This is a genomic window from Enterobacter sp. TMH.L2 (assembly GCF_050847315.1).
In the GTDB taxonomy this organism is placed as follows: domain Bacteria; phylum Pseudomonadota; class Gammaproteobacteria; order Enterobacterales; family Enterobacteriaceae; genus Cedecea.
The window spans coordinates 342,757-358,346 of record NZ_CP193791.1 but is presented as its reverse complement, the minus strand read 5'-3'; the positions used below and the strand labels follow the sequence as shown (position 1 = coordinate 358,346).

The following is a 15,590-nucleotide window of genomic DNA, read 5'->3' as shown; positions in this document are numbered from 1 at the left end:
TACGCCAACCCTTTAGCCAGCGTAGTAAAAATTACAAATATTCTACTTTTAAGATTTCGAATTCGACATCACCGCCCGGCGTGCGAATTACGACAACATCGTCGCATTCCTTGCCCACAAGACCGCGAGCAATAGGCGAGTTTACAGAAATAAGATTCTTTTTAAAATCAGCCTCATCGTCGCCAACGATGCGATAAGTAAGCTCTTCATCACTGTCCAGGTTCAATACTGTTACGGTAGTACCAAAGATCACACGGCCGTTATTTGGCATTCTTGTGACGTCGATCACCTGAGCATTAGAAAGCTTCGCTTCGATATCCTGGATGCGGCCTTCGCAAAAGCCCTGTTGCTCACGCGCGGCATGATACTCAGCGTTTTCTTTCAGATCGCCATGCTCGCGAGCTTCAGCAATCGCAGCAATGATTTCAGGGCGACGAACGGACTTCAGGAAATCCAGTTCTTCGCGGAGTTGTTCAGCGCCACGTAAGGTCATCGGAATAGGTTGCATTTGTTATACCTCTTAAAATCAGTCCTCTGCAGCAGGGTAAACACCGTGCTGGCTTAAGAGCATGGCCGGTAACGCAAGTCTCTCCGGCAACAAATAAAAGAAAACCGACCCGGGGTAATGACTCCAGGTCAGTAACAGTTTTCAAATTGACCGGTATTTTACCCTGGAGTTCCCTGAGGGTCATCGTTTACTTTGCACCATAATGCACCGTAGTATGGCGGTCACGTTTCCAGGCCGTTACCGCGAGATTATGCGATTTTTGAGATTTGTCATTGGGTTGACCGCTGCCGTAGCCATCAATGTTCAGGCTGCGAACGTTGAAGAGTACACCTCCCAGTTGCCTGACGGGGCGAACCTGGCGCTGATGGTACAAAAAGTCGGTGCGACAAGCCCGTTCATTGATTATCACAGCCAACAAATGGCTCTGCCTGCCAGTACGCAGAAAGTGATTACGGCGCTAGCGGCGCTCCTTCAGTTGGGCCCGGATTTTCGTTTTACCACCACGCTGGAAAGCCGTGCTCAAATCGATAATGGCGTACTTAACGGCGATCTTATCGCTCGTTTCGGCGGAGATCCTACGCTTAAGCGTCAGGATATTCGCAACATGGTTGCCGAATTAAAAAAAGCGGGCGTCCAACAGATTAAGGGCAACGTGCTGGTCGACACGTCTATTTTCGCCAGCCACGATAAAGCACCGGGCTGGCCGTGGAACGACATGACACAGTGCTTCAGCGCACCACCCGCCGCCGCCATCGTGGACCGTAACTGCTTCTCTATTTCCTTATACAGCGCGCCAAAAGCTGACGATTTAGCCTATATCCGCATTGCTTCGTACTATCCGGTCGTGATGTTTAGTCAGGTCAGAACGCTGGCCAAAGGTTCTCCTGACGCCCAATACTGCGAACTGGATGTTGTCCCGGGCGATCTCAACCGCTATACGCTTACCGGCTGCCTTACACAACGTGCCGATCCGCTGCCCTTAGCCTTTGCCATTCAGGATGGTGCAAGCTATGCAGGTGCCATCATTAAAGATGAACTGAAGCAGGCAGGAATCAGCTATAGCGGAACACTGCTGCGCCAGACTCAACCCAACGAACCGGGCACGGTGATAGCCAGCAAACAGTCAGCCCCGTTGCATGACCTGCTTAAAATCATGCTCAAGAAATCCGACAACATGATTGCCGATACCGTATTCAGGACCATCGGACATAACCGGCTGGGTGTTCCTGGCACCTGGCGGGCAGGTGCTGATGCTGTACGCCAGATATTGCGCCAAAAAGCGGGCGTAGATTTGGGGAACAGTATTGTCGTCGATGGTTCAGGCCTTTCGCGTCATAACCTGATTTCACCAGCCACAATGATGCAGGTGCTGCAATACATCGCGCAGAACGATAATCAGCTAAACTTTATCTCTATGCTGCCGCTCGCGGGCTACGATGGCTCTCTGCAGTATCGTGCCGGCCTACATCAGGCTGGCGTGGATGGGAAAGTGTCGGCGAAAACGGGTTCATTGCAGGGTGTTTATAATCTGGCTGGCTTCATCACCACGGCAAGCGGGCAGCGCATGGCCTTTGTGCAGTATCTCTCTGGTTATGCCGTTGAACCAGCGGACCAGCGTAATCGCCGCATCCCGTTAGTGCGCTTCGAAAGCCGGCTTTACAAAGACATTTACCAGAATAACTAGTTATGAAACTGCTTATTGTTGAAGACGATTTACTGTTACAGGAAGGTCTTGCGCTGGCGTTAGGTGGGGAAGGCTACGCGCTGGACTGCGCCGCGACGGCTGCGGAGGCTGATGCCTTGTTGCAAAGCGGTGAATACAGCCTGATCATTCTCGACCTGGGGCTTCCGGACAAAGACGGTGCCACGCTGTTGAGTCAATGGCGTCGGCGTGGGGTAAAAAATCCGGTGCTTATCCTGACGGCTCGTGACGCGCTTGAAGACAGAGTAAATGGTCTGGACTCCGGCGCGGATGATTATCTGGTTAAGCCTTTTGCGCTTGCAGAACTGCAGGCGCGTGCGAGAGCGCTGATTCGTCGCTACCAGGGACACAGCGACAATCTGCTTCAGGAAGACGATTTAACCCTCAATTTGCAGACTCAGCAGGTGCTACTCGCCAATCAGGCTGTAGAAATTACGCCCAAAGAGTTCGCTCTTCTGACACGCCTGATGATGCGAATCGGCCAGACGGTCCACCGTGAAACGCTACAGCAGGATATTTACAGCTGGCAGGACGATCCCGGCTCCAACACCCTTGAAGTACACATTCACAACCTACGCCGAAAATTAGGCAAAGACAGAATCAAAACCGTGCGCGGCGTTGGCTACCGGCTGGAAAGCCGCTCATGAGCAGCATGCGCCGGCGCCTGATGATCCTGCTGGCGCTTATTCTTCTTTTCTTCCAGTTGATTAGCGTTGTCTGGCTGTGGCATGAGAGCCGTGAGCAGATTGGTTTTTTGGTGAGTGAAACGCTCTCCGCAAAAGCCCGAAACCAGCAGGTCGAAAAAGAGATTCGTGAAGCGATTGCTTCCCTGTTGGTGCCTTCTCTGGTCATGGTTGCCTTTACGCTGTTTTTCTCTTTCTGGGCAATTACCTGGATAACCCGCCCGCTGAATCAGCTGCGTTCAAGCCTGGCTAACCGCTCAGCCGACAACCTCACTCCCCTGCCTATGTTTTCCGACATGGACGAAATGGTGGCCGTAACCAATTCCCTCAACCAGCTGCTTGGCCGGCTGGATCATACGATTCAACAGGAGCGCTTATTCACTGCCGATGCGGCCCATGAACTGAGAACACCGCTTGCTGGTCTCAGGTTACATCTGGAATTGATGGTAAAAAATGGAGTAGCGCAGGCCCCGATGCTGCTAACACGTATCGATCAGCTTATGCATACCATTGAACAGCTCCTGATGCTTTCGCGCGCCGGGCAAGCTCTGGCCAGCGGGCATTACAATACGCTGGTCTGGAGTGACGACATCATGGCGCCGCTTAAAATGGAAATGGAAGAGTTGGCGGCACAGCGCTCGCAAAAGCTAATCTGGCCTGCAGCATCCGCTCTGACCGTGCAAGGTGATGCCGTGCTGCTGCGTTTAATGTTGCGTAACCTGCTGGAAAATGCCTCCCGCTATAGCCCGGAAAAAGGCGAAATTCATATAGCATTGACGGAAAAAGAGGGTGGAACGATCTTGAGCGTGGCCGACAGCGGCCCGGGCATTAAAAACGAATATCTTCAACAAATCACCGAGCCCTTCAGGCGTATGGATCAACGCTATGGCGGTAGCGGACTGGGTCTGAACATTGTGCAGCGGATTGTTCAACTTCACCATGGCCGCCTGGCGTTGGGCAATCGTGCGGAAGGCGGCTTGCAGGCTGACTGCTGGCTTCCGAACAACATCCAATAAAAAAGGCCGGGAGCACCGGCCTTCTTCGTTGAGACTTACTTCTGGTAGATAATTTCGACGCCTTCGTCGTCTTCATCATCCCAGTCGTCATCCCAGTCTTCTTCTGCTTCAGCTTCCATTTCATCGAGCTGTTGGCGATGGTAATCATCCCACATAAACTCGACTTTCTCTGGCTGCTTAGCGACCTCAGCCGCCGTAATGGGGTTCTCGATGATAAAGGTCATCACATCCCAGCAGAGATCTTTGACGCCCATCTGGCTGGCAGCGGAGATCAGGTAGTATTTATCTTCCCAACCAAGCGCTTCGGCAATGGCTTTCGCTTTTTCTTCTGCCTGCGCTTTATCCATCAGATCGATTTTGTTAAACACGAGCCAGCGAGGTTTTGACGCCAGGCTTTCGCTGTATTTCTCCAGTTCGCCAACGATGATGCGGGCGTTTTCAACCGGGTCAGAGCCATCGATAGGCTCAATGTCAATGAGATGCAGCAATACGCGGCAGCGCTCAAGGTGCTTAAGGAAGCGAATGCCCAGACCAGCACCGTCAGCTGCGCCCTCGATAAGCCCCGGGATATCCGCGACAACGAAGCTCTTTTCATTGTCCATACGAACAACGCCCAGGCTTGGCACTAGCGTAGTAAACGGATAATCAGCCACTTTTGGCTTCGCTGCAGATACCGCGCGGATAAAGGTAGATTTACCCGCATTTGGCATACCCAGCATACCGACATCGGCCAGCAGCATCAGCTCTAGCTGCAGATCGCGTTTTTCACCCGGAGTCCCCATCGTTTTCTGACGTGGGGTACGGTTTACGGAGGATTTAAAACGGGTATTACCCAGACCGTGCCAGCCGCCTTTGGCAACCATCAGCTTTTGACCATGCTGCGTCATATCGCCCATGGTTTCACCGGTGCCCTGATCGATCACTCGGGTACCCACTGGTACCTTTACAGTGACGTCATGCCCACGTTTACCGGTACAATCGCGGCTTTGGCCGTTCTGGCCACGCTCTGCGCGGAAGGCCTTTTCAAAACGATAATCGATAAGCGTATTCAGGTTCTCGTCGGCTTCAAGCCATACGTCACCACCGTCACCACCATCACCACCGTCCGGGCCGCCTCTCGGGATATATTTTTCACGACGGAAGCTAACGCAGCCGTTACCGCCATCACCTGCTACGACCAGGATCGTTGCTTCATCAACAAACTTCATCTTACTTCTCCGTAAATCATTCGCCCGAACGCTGCACCGGCGTGACCGTTTCGGTTTTATGCCAGCGCCCCCAAAGGCGGTGGCCAATCGCGGAATACATCGCACCAGCCACAACCACGAGAGCCCCGATATAACCCACAAGGTTAAGCATCGGTATGGCGAAATACTCGGGCCAGGCCTGAGACAGCAGGTCTGAGAACAGCAACGTAAATAACGGGGTTAGCGTAATGATGGCGCTAACCTGGGAGGCCTGCCAGCGCGCCATCGCCTCAGCGAGCGCGCCATAGCCTACCAGCGTATTCAGACCGCAGAAAACCAGACATGCCAGTTGCCAGCTATTGAGCTGGAAAATCACACCAGGTTTTGCCAGCGGCAAAAGTGCAATAGTACATAAAGTGTACAACAAAAAGAGGATCTGCTGTGAGGCTAACCGGCGTAATAACACTTTCTGCGCCACACCATAGCTGACCCAAACCGTTGCCGCCAGCACGCCGAAGATAACACCAAGGGTGTAATCCGTCAGGCGGGTAAAAATCTCTACAAGACTGGTGTTGAAGAACATCACCAGACCACACAAGAGCATCATGGCACCAATAATCTGCGTGCCACGTATTCTCTCTTTTAGCACTACTACGCTCGCCACCATCATCCCGACAGGAGAAAGCTGGCCAATAACCTGAGACGCAGTAGGACTTAAATACTGCAGGGAAGAACTAAAGAGCAGAAAGTTGCCAAATAATCCCCCAGTGGCGATCGCTAACAGCACTAGCCACCGGGGCTTACGGAACATCCTGAGCGGCGGTAATTTCCCCCGAATCGCAAGAAAAATACCCAGGCCAATACTGGCCATCAGAAATCGATAAAATACCACGGTCGGTGGCGCCATCACCGGAAGCACCTGCTTCATCGCTATGGGTAACGCCCCCCAGCACATCGCCGTGGTTAACGCTAAAAGAATACCGATTCCCGCCTGCTGCCCCATGCCCATTCCCTGTCTTAATTTACCAGGCGTACAATGTAAAAAGCCCCGCAACACGTTGCGGGGCTTTCATCCGTTACCGGACCGAAAAACTTACTCAGCAACGATGCTGATGTATTTACGATTGTTCGGGCCTTTAACTTCGAATTTCACTTTACCGTCTGCTTTAGCAAACAGGGTGTGGTCACGACCACAACCTACATTGTTGCCAGCGTGGAATTTGGTGCCACGTTGACGAACGATGATGCTACCAGCCAGTACAGTTTCACCACCAAAGCGTTTTACACCCAGGCGTTTTGCTTCTGAATCGCGACCGTTACGAGTTGAGCCGCCAGCCTTTTTATGTGCCATTTAATCTACTCCTCAGGTCTTAGGCGCTGATGCCAGTGATTTTCACATCAGTGAACCACTGACGGTGGCCCGCTTGCTTACGATAGTGTTTACGGCGACGGAACTTAACGATTTTAACTTTCTCGCCACGACCGTGAGCAACGACTTCAGCTTTAATAACGCCACCATCGACGAAAGGAACGCCGATTTTGACTTCTTCACCGTTTGCGATCATCAGAACTTCAGCGAACTCAACAGTTTCGCCAGTTGCGATGTCCAGCTTTTCCAGGCGAACGGTCTGACCTTCGCTTACTCGGTGTTGTTTACCACCACTTTGGAAAACCGCGTACATATAAAACTCCGCTTTCCGCGCTTACCTTACATAGGTTTCAGGTAGCGCTATAAATATTCACAATAGGGCGCGAATATTACGCAAATCGTGAGGGTTTGACAAGCCCGATCGTCAATTACCGTAGAAAAAAAACGCAACAGCACACACACCGTTTATCTGCCTCGTTTTTTCAGTACAATCTGTACTACAGTATCGAACCTCAACCCTCTCGTTATGCCATATGGATATGGAATAAACAGGACGAAAGCCAGACTTTTGCGATGAATTTAGAAAAAATTAATGAGTTAACCGCGCAAGATATGGCGGGTGTCAATGCGACAATCCTTGAGCAATTGAATTCCGATGTTCAACTGATCAACCAGTTGGGCTACTACATCGTCAGCGGTGGCGGTAAACGCATCCGCCCAATGATTGCCGTGCTTGCCGCGCGGGCGCTTGCTTACGAAGGGCAAGCACATGTCAGAATTGCAGCGCTGATCGAATTTATACATACCGCCACGCTACTTCATGATGACGTCGTGGACGAATCAGATATGCGTCGGGGTAAAGCCACAGCCAATGCCGCTTTCGGCAACGCTGCGAGCGTTTTGGTCGGTGATTTCATCTATACGCGAGCATTCCAGATGATGACCAGCCTCGGTTCGCTGAAAGTGCTGGAGGTGATGTCAGAGGCCGTAAACGTTATCGCTGAAGGCGAAGTGCTACAGCTGATGAACTGTAATGACCCAGACATTACTGAAGAAAGCTATATGCGGGTCATTTACAGCAAAACGGCCCGCCTGTTTGAAGCTGCGGCTCAATGCTCTGGAATTCTGGCAGGCGCAACGGAGATTCAGGAAAAAGCGCTGCAGGATTATGGGCGGTACCTGGGTACTGCGTTCCAGCTCATTGATGACCTGCTGGATTACAGCTCAGATGGGCAAACGCTGGGTAAAAATGTCGGCGATGATCTGAACGAAGGCAAACCGACGCTGCCGCTGTTACACGCCATGCGCAACGGCTCACCAGAGCAGGCTCAGATGATTCGTGAAGCGATCGAACAGGGAAATGGCCGTCATTTACTGGATCCCGTACTGAGAGCTATGTCGGATTGCGGTTCTCTGGAATGGACTCGTCAACGCGCCGAAGAAGAGGCAGATAAAGCAATCGATGCCCTTTCTGTGCTGCCTGATACTCCTTACCGTGAAGCGCTAATTTCTTTGGCGCACATGTCCGTTCAACGCGACCACTAACATCAACTTTAGCGCGCCAGTTGGCGCGCTAAAGTTTCCAGTAAAACAGGTCCTCAACCCTTCCCTCTTTCCTAAATATTTCATTCTCACTAGCTTTCATCATATTTGCGGATGAAAACACAGAATCTATTATTCCTTGCACTTACTGGAATTATTTGGAAATTTTTATGTTATAAATTTCCTGTGCCATCGCTCATCTCAGAGCAGGATTAGTAAGATCACAGGGAGAGATTATGGAAAATCAATTTGTGGACTGGCATCCGGCGGACATTATTGCCGGACTGCGAAAAAAGAAAACGTCGCTCGCGGCCTTATCACGCCAGTCAGGTTTAAGCTCATCAACACTCGCCAATGCGCTGTCTCGCCCCTGGCCCAAAGGGGAGTTTATTATCGCTAAGGCTTTAGGTGTTGCACCGCAGGTTATCTGGCCTTCACGCTACCACGACCCGGTGACACGTGAGTTTATCGACCGAACACGGAAGATCCGGCAGCTATAAAAAAGCCGGGGCATGCCCCGGCTATCCGTCTTTAAGGGAGGATGTTTACTCGCTTCCCTTGACGCGGTCGATCTTAGCCCCCAGCGCCTGAAGCTTATCTTCAATACGCTCATAGCCGCGATCAATGTGGTAAATACGATCCACTATCGTTGTCCCTTCTGCGATGCAGCCCGCCAGAACCAGACTTGCAGACGCACGAAGATCGGTTGCCATTACCTGAGCGCCGGAAAGCTTTTCGACACCGTGGCAGATAACTGTATTGCTTTCGATCTCAGCATGCGCGCCCATACGGATTAATTCAGGCACATGCATAAAGCGGTTTTCGAAGATAGTTTCGGTGATAACGCCCGTCCCTTCCGCCACCAGGTTCAGCAGGGTGAATTGCGCCTGCATATCGGTAGGGAAACCTGGGTGCGGAGCAGTACGCACCGTTACGCCTTTTGGACGTTGGCCATGCATATCAAGGCTGATCCAGTCTTTACCCGTTTCAACTTCCGCGCCAGCTTCACGCAGTTTCGCCAAAACAGCATCCAGAGTATCCGGCTGTGCGTTACGGCAAAGAATTTTACCGCCAGAGATTGCCGCAGCCACCAGGAACGTCCCGGTTTCAATACGGTCAGGCAGCACGCGGTAAACGCCCCCGCCCAAACGAGCAACGCCTTCGATAGTAATACGATCGGTGCCCGCACCGCTGATCTTCGCGCCCAGGGTGTTAAGGAAGTTCGCAGTATCGACGATCTCCGGTTCACGGGCAGCGTTTTCAATGATCGTTTTGCCTTCCGCAAGCGTGGCCGCACTCATGATGGTCACGGTTGCACCCACGCTGACCTTATCCATCACGATATGAGCACCTTTAAGGCGGCCATTTACCGACGCCTTAACATAGCCTTCTTCGAGCTTAATCTCCGCACCCAACTGCTCCAAACCAGTAATGTGCAAATCCACCGGACGAGCGCCAATGGCACAACCACCAGGCAGAGAAACCTGCCCTTGGCCAAAGCGAGCAACCAGTGGTCCTAGCGCCCAAATAGAGGCTCGCATGGTTTTCACCAGGTCATATGGCGCACAGAAAATATTTACGCCGCTGGCGTCAATATAGACGGAACCGTTGCGCTCAACTTTGGTACCCAGCTGGCTCAGCAGCTTCATCGTGGTATCAATGTCTTTCAGTTTTGGAACGTTCTGAATCTCTACCGGCTCTTCCGCCAGAAGCGCGGCGAAGAGGATTGGCAGCGCGGCGTTTTTAGCCCCTGAGATTGTGACTTCTCCACTCAGGCGGGTAGGCCCCTGCACACGAAATTTATCCATTGAAACTGCTCTCTTTTAAATTCAAAACGTTATCACCAGCCTGAGCCGATGATTCAAAAACCATTCAGTTTGCGATCGCGCGCCCACTCTTCTGGCGTATAGGTCTTAATAGACACAGCATGCATGCGATTATCCGCGATAAATTCCATCAGCGGGGCATACACGGTTTGCTGTTTTTTGACGCGACTTAACTCGGCGAATAACTCACCCACCGCTATAACCTGAAAGTGGCTGCCATCGCCTGAGACGTGGACTTCCTGGAGGGGCAGTGCGTTCATCAGCACTGTCTGAATTTCATGATTTTCCATGGGGTATCTATTCGTCGATTAATAAATGATGAAATAAGCCACACATCTTAGAGGAAAGTGGCGTCCGCTTAAATAAGCAAAAAGCCCCAGAACTTAGCAGTTCGAGGGCTTTGAAAGTAACGTGCTGAAATCATTAGCCTGCCAGATGTGGCAATAGCGCCTCTGGCAGATTGTAGAGTTGAGCCAGCGTGCGCAAATTATCAGTAGCGCCCCTAAGCTCAATCTTGTTCCCCTGGCGAGCCACGATGGCTGTCAGGTGAATAAGCAACGCCAGCCCGGCGGTATCAACGCGAGTTAAGCCACTTAGCTCAAAGAGATTGATACCCGTGACCATTTTCTCACGCTGCTGCCAAAGCGAATTAACGGTGACGCCATCCAGCTCTCCGAAGAAATGCAGCGTTGCACCGTCCTGCTTCCAGCTTAGTTCTTCCGCCATTACTTTTTACTGTCCAGGGTAATTGGCTGTTTCGAAATCGACTGCAGCTGCGCGGTCAAACCATCGATACCTTTCGTACGGAGCAGGTCGCTCCACTCGTTTTGTTTGGTGGTGATCATGCTGATCCCTTCGGCAATCATATCGTATGCCTGCCAGTTCCCGGTTTGGCTATTTTTACGCCATTGGAAATCAAGACGCACTGGTGGACGCCCATTTGGATCGATTATCGTCACACGGATCGCCACAATATCAGCATTGCCAAGAGGTTGCTCCGGGGCGATTTGATAAGTCTGACCGTGATACAGCGCCAGCGCCTGACCATAGGCCTGCTTCAGGTACTCTTCAAAAGCCTTGAAGTAAGCGTCACGCTGCGCAGGCGTGGCATCTTTGTAGTAACGCCCTAACACCAGCGCCCCCGCGTATTTTACCTGAACATAAGGCAGCAGTTCCTGGCCAACGATATCCCGCAGATAATTCGGATTCTGTCGAATTTGAGGCTGCTCGTTTTTCAGGCGATCAAAGGTCTTCTGCGCCGCCTCATTCATTAATTTGTAAGGGTTGGTCTGGTCTGCCGCCATCGCAAATGGGGCGATAACCAACATAGCTACCATCATAAGACGCTTAAACATCACTTGTTCCTCTTAAATTAATTCGTAGTACCTGACTGCGGTGCAGCATCAGTATGGCCTGCGGAATGTGCTTCAGCATCGCCAGAATTCTTATTGTCGCCGTTGCCGCTCTTGTAAAGGAACTGACCTATCAGATCCTCAAGAACCAAAGCAGATTTCGTATCCTGAATGGTGCTGCCATCTTTCAGCATAGATGACCCCAGTTCCGGGTCGTCAAAGCCGAGGTTGAGAGCAATATATTGCTCACCCAACAGGCCAGACGTGCGAATCGCCAGAGAGCTGGTATCCGGAATCTGGTTGTAGCGCTGTTCAATGTCCAGCGTTACGCGAGGCAAATAGGTTTTCGGGTCAAGAGCGATACCATCAACTCGACCAATAACAACACCACCAAGACGAACCGGCGAACTCATTTTCAGGCCACCGATGTTGTCGAAGGTGGCATATACCCGATAAGTCGGTTCGCTACGCAGAGAGGTAACATTCGCCACTTTCAGGCAGAGAAAAATAATAGCGACCAGCGCGACCAGCAGAAAAGCACCAACCCAAACTTCAAATTTCTTTGTTTGCATGAACTCAATTCCCAAACATCAGTGCTGTCAGCACAAAATCGAGGCCCAAAACGGCCAGAGAAGCGTGCACAACGGTGCGCGTGGTTGCCCGGCTAATCCCGGCAGAAGTCGGAATAGCATCGTACCCGTTGAATAACGCAATCCACGTTACGGTAATGGCGAAGACTACGCTTTTAATGACGCAGTTAACCAAATCCAGCCGCCATGAGACTGCATTTTGCATTGCTGACCAGAAGAAACCGGCATCAATGCCTTTCCAGTTCACGCCCACCAGAGCACCACCCCAAACGCCCACGGCAACGAAGATAAGCGTCAGAAGCGGCAGCGAGATAACCCCAGCCCAAAATCGCGGTGAAACGACGCGGCGCAGCGGATCGACAGCCATCATCTCCATGCTGGACAGCTGTTCCGTCGCACGCATCAGGCCAATTTCAGCGGTTAAAGCAGAACCCGCACGCCCGGCAAACAGTAGCGCGGCAACAACCGGGCCAAGTTCACGGAGCAGTGAAAGCGCCACCAGCATGCCTAGACTCGACTCAGCGCTGTAAGTCGTCAGCACAAGATAGCCCTGTAAGCCAAGCACCATCCCGATGAACAGGCCGGAAACCATAATGATCAACATCGACAGTACGCCGACATTATAAAGCTGACGAACCAGCAACGGCGCATGCTTGCGAAACTCCGGTTTCCCTACCAGCGCGTTGAATAACATCAGTCCGGCACGTCCAAACGAAGCGCAGGTTTTTATCCCGCGTCTCCCGAGAGATGCCAGTGCATTTAGCAGCATGAGCAGTTTAGCTCCTCGTTCCAGGTAATAAATCTTGTTGATAATCCCCGGCTGGATAACGGAATGGCACCGGGCCATCCGCGATCCCATCAAGGAACTGTCTAACGCGTGGATCGTGGTTTTCACGCAATTCCGCCGGGCTACCTTGAGCAACAATGTGCTGATCGGCAGCAATATAAGCGTAATCCGCGATGCTTAATACTTCTGGTACATCGTGTGATACCACAATGCAGGTGACGCCAAGAGCGCTGTTAAGTTCTGAAATAAGCTTAACCAGCACGCCCATGGTAATGGGATCCTGTCCGACGAAAGGTTCATCAAACATAATCAAGTCTGGCTCAAGCGCTATAGCACGGGCCAACGCCGCGCGGCGCGCCATCCCGCCAGATAATTCAGAAGGCATAAGATTGGCCGCCCCGCGAAGCCCCACGGCTTCCAGTTTCATCATCACCGTGCTGTGCAATAGCGGTTCTGGTAACTGAAGATGTTCACGCAGTGGATAAGCCACGTTTTCAAACACATTAAGATCGGTAAATAAGGCGCCGGATTGGAACAGCATACTCATGCGTTTACGCACGGTAAAAAGCCGTGAGCGCGACATCGACGGTACGTTCTCACCATCAAAAAGGATCTCGCCGCTGTCCGGCTGGATCTGCCCACCAATAAGCTTCAACAGCGTAGTTTTACCGATCCCCGATGGCCCCATGATCGCCGTCACCTTGCCGCGTGGTACCGTCAGCGAAATATTCTCGAAGATCTGGCGCTCGCCGCGAGAGAAACTCATCCCACGGATCTCAACCAGATTGGCTTCTGTCTGACTCATCGCCCTTCCTTTTTTATGTTTGCCGGCAAGCATGGCCTCAAAGGGATGCTAAAACCCAACATTTTTACAGAATATTACCTGCGCAGGTTAGCGAAAGCTGGCATTTGTTTTACTTTTTCGCCGCATAAAGTCAGAATTAAGACTTATCGCCAGGCTCAGGCTGCACTTCGTTTTGCCCGACCCTTCAGCCCCCCAGGATCGGCGATTATACCCTAATAAAGGATTTTTCATGCTGTTAGCTACGGCGCTATTAATTATTGGTTTACTCCTGGTGGTCTATGGTGCCGACCGTTTAGTTTTCGCCGCAGCGATACTTTGTCGCAGCATCGGGATCCCGCCGCTGATTATCGGCATGACGGTGGTCAGCATTGGCACTTCACTGCCTGAAATTATCATCGCCAGTACGTCAGCGCTGCACGGCCAGTTGGATTTGGCCGTAGGGACAGCTATCGGCTCAAATATCACTAACATTATGCTGATCCTGGGGCTCGCCGCGCTGCTGCACCCATTTACCGTTAATTCCGATATTCTACGTCGTGAATTGCCTCTAATGTTGGCGGTGAGTGCCGCCGCAGGTCTGTTTCTCTATGACGGTGAACTGACGCAGGCCGAGGGCGTCATGCTGCTGACAATCGCAGTGTTATATCTACTCTTTATCATTAGAATAGGCCGCCTTGCTGAACGGCAGGGGATCGATAGTCTGACGCGGGAGCAGCAGGCCGAACTCCCTCAAGAAGGCAGTCTGTCCGTCGCATTTTTATGGCTGGGAGTGGCGTTGGTTATTATGCCGATGGCAACGCGGATGGTCATCGATAATGCCTCGGTGCTTGCCCATTATTTTGGCGTAAGCGAACTGGTTATCGGTTTGACGATCATTGCGATTGGTACCAGTCTGCCGGAATTAGCGACCGCCATAGCCGGCGCGCGCAAGGGCGAAGATGACATTGCGATTGGTAATATCATCGGTTCGAACATTTTTAACGTTGTGTTTGTGCTTGGCATTCCTGCGTTGGTGGCACCGGGCCACCTCAACCCGTTAGCTTTTGCCCGGGATTATTGGTTGATGTTAGCGGTAAGTGCTGTTTTTGCCCTGCTCTGCTGGCGCAAACCTCGCCAAATCGGCAAGCTCGCGGGCGCTCTGTTAACATGTGGATTCATCATATGGATTGTGGTGCTGTGGTTCGTTGCGCCACCTGTCGTCGAATAAAGCGGAAACGGGAATTATGTCTCATATAGATTTAGCGCCGGGTTTTGACTTTCAACAAGCGGGCAAAGACGTGCTCAATATTGAACGTGAAGGCCTGGCTCAACTCGACCAGTACATCAACGACGATTTCTCGCTGGCCTGTGAGAAGATATTCTATTGTCCTGGTAAAGTTGTTGTCATGGGGATGGGAAAATCGGGTCATATTGGGAAAAAAATCGCGGCAACCTTTGCCAGTACCGGCACGCCAGCCTTTTTTGTGCACCCAGGAGAAGCCAGCCACGGTGATTTAGGCATGGTCACGGCACAGGATATCATCCTGGCGATTTCTAATTCCGGCGAGTCGAACGAAATTTTGGCGCTCATCCCGGTATTAAAGCGCCTTCAGGTGCCTTTGATTTGCATGACCGCCCGCCCGGAAAGCTCAATGGGTCGTGCAGCGGATATTCATCTGTGCATCAAAGTGCCTCAGGAAGCTTGCCCTCTCGGCCTCGCGCCAACCTCCAGCACAACGGCGACGCTGGTTATGGGCGATGCGCTGGCCGTGGCGTTACTGAAAGCTCGTGGTTTTACCGCTGAAGATTTTGCTCTGTCTCATCCTGGCGGCGCGCTGGGGCGTAAGCTATTACTCCGCGTGAACGATATCATGCACACGGGTGATGATATCCCGCACGTAAGCAAAGAAGCCTCTTTGCGGGATGCGCTGTTGGAGATTACACGTAAAAATATGGGGATGACGGTCATCTGCAATGACCTGATGAAAATAGAGGGCATCTTTACCGATGGCGATTTACGTCGCGTGTTCGATATGGGTGTTGATTTACATACCTTACGTATTGCGGATGTCATGACAACGGGAGGCATTCGCGTACGCCCTGGCACATTAGCTGTGGACGCATTAAACCTGATGCAGTCACGCCATATTACTTCGGTTATGGTGGCGGATGGCGACCAGTTGCTGGGTGTGGTACATATGCATGACATGCTACGCGCGGGCGTAGTTTAAAAAAGGATTAGCC

The 15,590-nt window shown here is 51.8% G+C and carries 19 protein-coding genes; 7 read left to right on the top strand and 12 right to left on the bottom strand.

Annotation, left to right across the window (positions count from 1 at the left end; all coding sequences use genetic code 11):
* Positions 1 to 31: 31 nt before the first annotated feature.
* Positions 32 to 508 (bottom strand): transcription elongation factor GreA, encoded by a 477-nt coding sequence (gene greA / locus ACREYP_RS01800; protein ID WP_008454799.1) that lies wholly within the window; start codon positions 506 to 508, stop codon positions 32 to 34.
* 250 nt (positions 509 to 758) lie between these two features.
* On the opposite strand from greA, the gene dacB reads away from it, so the two are divergent.
* From dacB to pmrB, 3 genes are read left to right on the top strand one after another with little or no spacing between them, the layout of a single operon-like run.
* Entirely contained in the window at positions 759 to 2,192 is a 1,434-nt protein-coding gene (gene dacB / locus ACREYP_RS01795; protein WP_039305873.1) for a serine-type D-Ala-D-Ala carboxypeptidase, read from the top strand.
* Positions 2,193 to 2,194: 2 nt separating this feature from the next.
* A complete protein-coding gene (pmrA, locus tag ACREYP_RS01790; RefSeq protein ID WP_008454804.1) occupies positions 2,195 to 2,857 on the top strand; it encodes a two-component system response regulator PmrA in 663 nt (220 codons plus the stop codon).
* Positions 2,854 to 3,909: a two-component system sensor histidine kinase PmrB gene (gene pmrB / locus ACREYP_RS01785; protein WP_336818819.1), complete on the top strand. Its 1,056-nt coding sequence runs from the start codon at positions 2,854 to 2,856 to the stop codon at positions 3,907 to 3,909. Before pmrA ends, pmrB begins: the two co-directional genes overlap by 4 nt.
* A gap of 35 nt (positions 3,910 to 3,944) precedes the next feature.
* Here pmrB and cgtA read toward each other — a convergent pair whose 3' ends face one another.
* The 4 genes from cgtA to rplU all read right to left on the bottom strand — a co-directional run bounded on the left by cgtA (position 3,945) and on the right by rplU (position 6,778).
* Positions 3,945 to 5,117, bottom strand: a complete 1,173-nt coding sequence (gene cgtA, locus ACREYP_RS01780; RefSeq protein ID WP_008454808.1) for an Obg family GTPase CgtA — start codon at positions 5,115 to 5,117, stop codon at positions 3,945 to 3,947.
* A gap of 16 nt (positions 5,118 to 5,133) precedes the next feature.
* Complete coding sequence (locus tag ACREYP_RS01775; RefSeq protein WP_336818818.1) at positions 5,134 to 6,099, bottom strand: DMT family transporter; 966 nt, start codon at positions 6,097 to 6,099, stop codon at positions 5,134 to 5,136.
* 90 nt (positions 6,100 to 6,189) lie between these two features.
* Positions 6,190 to 6,447 (bottom strand): 50S ribosomal protein L27, encoded by a 258-nt coding sequence (gene rpmA / locus ACREYP_RS01770; RefSeq protein WP_007673187.1) that lies wholly within the window; start codon positions 6,445 to 6,447, stop codon positions 6,190 to 6,192.
* A gap of 19 nt (positions 6,448 to 6,466) precedes the next feature.
* On the bottom strand, positions 6,467 to 6,778 hold the full coding sequence (rplU, locus tag ACREYP_RS01765; RefSeq protein ID WP_008454812.1) for a 50S ribosomal protein L21: 312 nt from the start codon (positions 6,776 to 6,778) through the stop codon (positions 6,467 to 6,469).
* Between the two features lie 260 nt (positions 6,779 to 7,038).
* On the opposite strand from rplU, the gene ispB reads away from it, so the two are divergent.
* On the top strand, positions 7,039 to 8,010 hold the full coding sequence (gene ispB / locus ACREYP_RS01760) for an octaprenyl diphosphate synthase (RefSeq protein ID WP_008454813.1): 972 nt from the start codon (positions 7,039 to 7,041) through the stop codon (positions 8,008 to 8,010).
* A 233-nt stretch (positions 8,011 to 8,243) separates the two neighbouring features.
* Positions 8,244 to 8,507, top strand: a complete 264-nt coding sequence (sfsB, locus tag ACREYP_RS01755) for a DNA-binding transcriptional regulator SfsB (protein ID WP_008454817.1) — start codon at positions 8,244 to 8,246, stop codon at positions 8,505 to 8,507.
* A 45-nt stretch (positions 8,508 to 8,552) separates the two neighbouring features.
* Here the strand turns inward: sfsB and murA are convergent, their stop codons facing one another.
* The 7 genes from murA to mlaF all read right to left on the bottom strand — a co-directional run bounded on the left by murA (position 8,553) and on the right by mlaF (position 13,367).
* Complete coding sequence (murA, locus tag ACREYP_RS01750) at positions 8,553 to 9,815, bottom strand: UDP-N-acetylglucosamine 1-carboxyvinyltransferase (protein ID WP_008454818.1); 1,263 nt, start codon at positions 9,813 to 9,815, stop codon at positions 8,553 to 8,555.
* A gap of 53 nt (positions 9,816 to 9,868) precedes the next feature.
* Complete coding sequence (gene ibaG / locus ACREYP_RS01745) at positions 9,869 to 10,123, bottom strand: BolA family iron metabolism protein IbaG (RefSeq protein ID WP_008454819.1); 255 nt, start codon at positions 10,121 to 10,123, stop codon at positions 9,869 to 9,871.
* 133 nt (positions 10,124 to 10,256) lie between these two features.
* Complete coding sequence (gene mlaB, locus ACREYP_RS01740) at positions 10,257 to 10,559, bottom strand: lipid asymmetry maintenance protein MlaB (RefSeq protein ID WP_008454820.1); 303 nt, start codon at positions 10,557 to 10,559, stop codon at positions 10,257 to 10,259.
* Positions 10,559 to 11,188 (bottom strand): phospholipid-binding protein MlaC, encoded by a 630-nt coding sequence (mlaC, locus tag ACREYP_RS01735; RefSeq protein ID WP_008454821.1) that lies wholly within the window; start codon positions 11,186 to 11,188, stop codon positions 10,559 to 10,561. Before mlaC ends, mlaB begins: the two co-directional genes overlap by 1 nt.
* Positions 11,189 to 11,205: 17 nt before the next feature.
* Positions 11,206 to 11,757, bottom strand: a complete 552-nt coding sequence (gene mlaD, locus ACREYP_RS01730; protein ID WP_008454822.1) for an outer membrane lipid asymmetry maintenance protein MlaD — start codon at positions 11,755 to 11,757, stop codon at positions 11,206 to 11,208.
* Between the two features lie 4 nt (positions 11,758 to 11,761).
* Positions 11,762 to 12,544: a lipid asymmetry maintenance ABC transporter permease subunit MlaE gene (mlaE, locus tag ACREYP_RS01725; RefSeq protein ID WP_008454823.1), complete on the bottom strand. Its 783-nt coding sequence runs from the start codon at positions 12,542 to 12,544 to the stop codon at positions 11,762 to 11,764.
* A 7-nt stretch (positions 12,545 to 12,551) separates the two neighbouring features.
* Positions 12,552 to 13,367 carry a phospholipid ABC transporter ATP-binding protein MlaF gene (mlaF, locus tag ACREYP_RS01720; RefSeq protein ID WP_008454824.1) on the bottom strand — a complete coding sequence of 272 codons (816 nt, stop codon included), beginning with the start codon at positions 13,365 to 13,367 and terminating at the stop codon, positions 12,552 to 12,554.
* Between the two features lie 229 nt (positions 13,368 to 13,596).
* Here mlaF and ACREYP_RS01715 point away from each other — a divergent pair, with 229 nt between their 5' ends.
* Together ACREYP_RS01715 and kdsD are read left to right on the top strand one after the other, a co-directional pair.
* Positions 13,597 to 14,574: a calcium/sodium antiporter gene (locus ACREYP_RS01715; protein WP_008454825.1), complete on the top strand. Its 978-nt coding sequence runs from the start codon at positions 13,597 to 13,599 to the stop codon at positions 14,572 to 14,574.
* 16 nt (positions 14,575 to 14,590) lie between these two features.
* Entirely contained in the window at positions 14,591 to 15,577 is a 987-nt protein-coding gene (gene kdsD / locus ACREYP_RS01710) for an arabinose-5-phosphate isomerase KdsD (protein WP_336818817.1), read from the top strand.
* Positions 15,578 to 15,590: the final 13 nt, after the last annotated feature.